3 protein-coding genes are annotated in these 3,743 nt (G+C 33.7%); all 3 read right to left on the bottom strand.

The window, feature by feature from the left end; translation table 11 throughout:
* Nucleotides 1-6 precede the first annotated feature (6 nt).
* The 3 genes from FLACOL7796_RS18920 to pncB all read right to left on the bottom strand — a co-directional run bounded on the left by FLACOL7796_RS18920 (nucleotide 7) and on the right by pncB (nucleotide 3,549).
* Entirely contained in the window at nucleotides 7-303 is a 297-nt protein-coding gene (locus FLACOL7796_RS18920) for a hypothetical protein (RefSeq protein WP_173972341.1), read from the bottom strand.
* Nucleotides 304-338: 35 nt separating this feature from the next.
* Nucleotides 339-2,210 carry a DNA topoisomerase IV subunit B gene (locus tag FLACOL7796_RS18915; protein WP_173972339.1) on the bottom strand — a complete coding sequence of 624 codons (1,872 nt, stop codon included), beginning with the start codon at nucleotides 2,208-2,210 and terminating at the stop codon, nucleotides 339-341.
* 163 nt (nucleotides 2,211-2,373) lie between these two features.
* Nucleotides 2,374-3,549, bottom strand: coding sequence for a nicotinate phosphoribosyltransferase (pncB, locus tag FLACOL7796_RS18910; RefSeq protein ID WP_173972337.1), 1,176 nt, complete (start codon nucleotides 3,547-3,549; stop codon nucleotides 2,374-2,376).
* Between the last annotated feature and the right edge of the window lie 194 nt (nucleotides 3,550-3,743).

Below are 3,743 nucleotides of genomic sequence, written 5' to 3'. Positions count from 1 at the left end.
TTTACCTTATTTCCAATATCCACCATATTCTTCAGTCAATTTATTCGAAATATGAATTTGAATTTTTTTATTACTATCAAGTATTCCTTCAAAAGAATAAATAAAAGGAGCTTCAATTTTTAAAGTATCACCTCCAATTACTATTGAATCTTCTGCAATTTTATAAATTAAACTGTCATTACTTTCTTCAATTTCAACTTCATTAGCTTTATTTGTAACAATAAGTTCTTTCTTATCTTCCTTTTTATTAGACTGGCACGAAATAAATAATAAAATCAATAAAACAAAAAGATGTTTTTTCATGAATGAAATTTAAGTTCCTAATCATTAAAATTTATTTAAACCTCAGCCTCAACCGCATCCAACTCCACCTTCAAATTCTTGATGATAAACTCTTGTCTGTCCGGAGTATTTTTCCCCATATAGAAAGACAATAATTGCTCAATCGAAGTATTTTTATCCATCATAATTGGGTCAAGTCGAATCGTTTCTCCAATAAAGTTTTTGAACTCATCTGGCGAAATCTCTCCCAAACCTTTAAATCGGGTGATTTCCGGTTTTGGTTTCAATTTTTCGATGGCATCTTTTCTTTCTTCATCAGAATAACAATAGATGGTTTCTTTTTTATTTCGAACCCTGAAAAGCGGTGTTTGCAAAATGTATAAATGTCCCTCTTTGATTAATTCCGGGAAAAACTGAAGGAAAAAAGTAATCAATAACAAACGAATGTGCATACCATCGACATCGGCATCGGTTGCGATTACGATATTGTTGTAACGCAATTTTTCTAATCCGTCTTCGATATCTAAAGCCGCTTGCAGTAAATTGAATTCTTCGTTTTCGTACACAATTTTCTTTGTCATTCCGTATGAATTCAAAGGCTTACCACGTAAACTGAAAACTGCCTGAGTATTTACGTCGCGTGACTTTGTAATCGACCCGGAAGCCGAATCTCCCTCGGTAATAAAAAGCGTACTTTCTAAGTTTCTAGGATTTTTTGTATCAGGAAGATGCGCACGACAATCCCTTAATTTTTTATTATGAAGATTGGCTTTCTTAGCTCGATCTGTAGCTAATTTTCTAATTCCTGATAATTCTTTACGCTCACGTTCAGCCTGCAATATTTTACGCAATAAAGCTTCAGCCGTTGGCGGATTTTTATGTAGATAATTATCTAATTTCGTTTTAATAAAATCATTTACAAAAGTACGAACAGATACTGGCGGCGTTCCGTCATCAGAACCCATATCCATAGAACCTAATTTGGTTTTGGTCTGAGATTCAAAAACCGGCTCCATCACTTTGATGCTGATCGCACTCACAATCGATTTACGAACATCTGATGCTTCGAAGTTTTTGTTGTAAAACTCACGAATGGTTTTTACAATTGCTTCTCTGTAAGCCGCTAAGTGTGTTCCTCCTTGTGTAGTATTCTGACCATTCACAAATGAGTGATATTCTTCGCTATATTGCGTTTTACTGTGCGTTAAAGCGATCTCAATATCATGCTCTTTCAGGTGAATAATTGGATATTCAAGATCTTCTTCGCTAATTGTCTCTTCTAATAAATCTCTAAGACCATTCTCTGAAAGGTATTTTTCGCCGTTGAATATAATAGTCAAACCATTGTTTAGATAACAATAGTTTTTTACCATTTTTATTACATATTCTAAACGGAATTTATAGTTTTTAAAGATAGATTCATCTGGCGTAAAGGTTACTTTTGTCCCTTTTCGCTTTGTTGTATCGATCACACCTTCTTCAAGAATTAAATTTCCTGCCGAAAACTCTGCTGCTTTTTGTTTTTCGTCACGAACAGATTCTACGCGAAAAGCACTCGAAAGCGCATTAACGGCTTTTGTTCCGACACCATTTAAACCTACTGATTTTTGGAAAGCTTTAGAATCATACTTTCCTCCGGTATTCATTTTAGAAACTACGTCGACTACCTTTCCTAACGGGATTCCACGTCCGTAATCACGAACCGAAACCGTTTTATCCTTGATAGTCACCTCAATAGTTTTCCCCGACCCCATCACGAACTCATCGATACAGTTGTCTAAAACCTCTTTTAAAAGAATATAAATACCATCATCCGGTGAAGAACCATCTCCTAATTTCCCGATATACATTCCGGGACGCATACGGATATGTTCTTTCCAATCGAGTGATCGAATATTATCTTCGGTATATTGATTTTGCTCTAGCATAAAGTGAATTGGATTTTTGGCTAATGTACCATTTATAGCTAAAAAATAAAAGCGTATTTCTTTTTTGTTATGAATTATAACAGCTTTAAATTCTATTTAAATTGATTTTAAAATAATAAGGCCGCTAAAAATATAAAAAAACAGCTTTGAAACAAAAAAAATACTATTTGATTCCTAGTACTTCTTTCGCCAAAGCAATCATTTGGGGCGTTCCCGTATTTTTGTTTTTTTCATCAGAAAGTTTCACAACACCTTGCCAGTGGGTATTATCCAGCTTAACTTCTGTCAATTTTATAACCATATTCATAGCTGGCAAACCAACATCATTGGTAAAATTGGTACCAATACCAAATGACATTTTTATTTTGTCTTTGCAAAAATCAGTTATGAGTTTTACTTTGTCATAATTTAAGGAATCCGAAAAGACAATTACCTTAGATTTTGGGTCAATTCCCATTTTGGTATAATGCGAAATTACCTTTTGTGCAAACTCAATGGGATCTCCGCTATCATGACGAACTCCATCAAAAAGTTTAGAGTATTTTTTGTCAAATTGTTCAAAGAAAACATCTGTTGTGTAAGTATCTGTCAGGGCAATTCCGAGATCACCACCGTAAACTTGTGTCCAATGTTCGAGGCTAATCAAATTGGCCATTTTAAAACCAAATTGCGCTGCATGAAACATAAACCATTCATGCGCATGTGTTCCTAACGGACGAATATTATTGACCATTGCAAAATGCACATTACTGGTACCAATAAAGCTTTGCGAGCCATACGTCTGTAAAGTTTCATTGATTAAAATATGTACATCGTAAGAATGACGTCGTCTTGTACCAAATTCTAAAATCGAAACTCCAAGTGAATTGTAATTGTCAATTTTGTCTTTGGTTAGTTTTTTTATCGCATCGTCGTTCAGTCGAATTAGATGATTTGATTTATAAAAAAGCTCCGAAATTAAAGCCATTAAAGGCACTTCCCATAAAATGGTACGATACCAAAAACCTTCAATCGTAACTTTTATTTCTGAGCCTTCCTGACTGATATGAACCTCAGACGGATCGTAATTATAACCTTGTAAAAAATCTAAATAAGTAGGATCGAGATACGGACAAAATTTAGCCAAGTAGTGTTTTTCGCTTTTGGTCAATCGCAAATCTGCCATTGCATTTACTGATTGTCGAAGTAAATCAGCAAAACCTGGCGGAAAAATATGCTTTCCTCTGTTTATAAAACCGTAACGTACTTTTGCTTTTGGAAAAAGTTTTATTACAGCATGTTGCATCGTAAATTTATAGAAATCATTATCTAAAATCGATTTCAGGAAAGTTGTCTCCATACACATAATTACATTTTAACAGCTCTATTGGCTGTTATCATTAAATCTCATCTTCTTTATGGCTAAGATACATCAATTCTATAAAACAAGAAAATTCTTTAAACTAAACTCTCCAGTATATTTATTTTCGAATTACTTTAAAAGAAACAATACTAAAAGTATCCAGATAAATAGTAATATAATCGCCTATATTT

Source organism: Flavobacterium bizetiae, from assembly GCF_902804475.1.
Taxonomy (GTDB): Bacteria; Bacteroidota; Bacteroidia; order Flavobacteriales; family Flavobacteriaceae; genus Flavobacterium; species Flavobacterium bizetiae.
The sequence above is the reverse complement of the archived record's forward strand: the minus strand, read 5'-3'. Positions and strand labels throughout refer to the sequence as shown.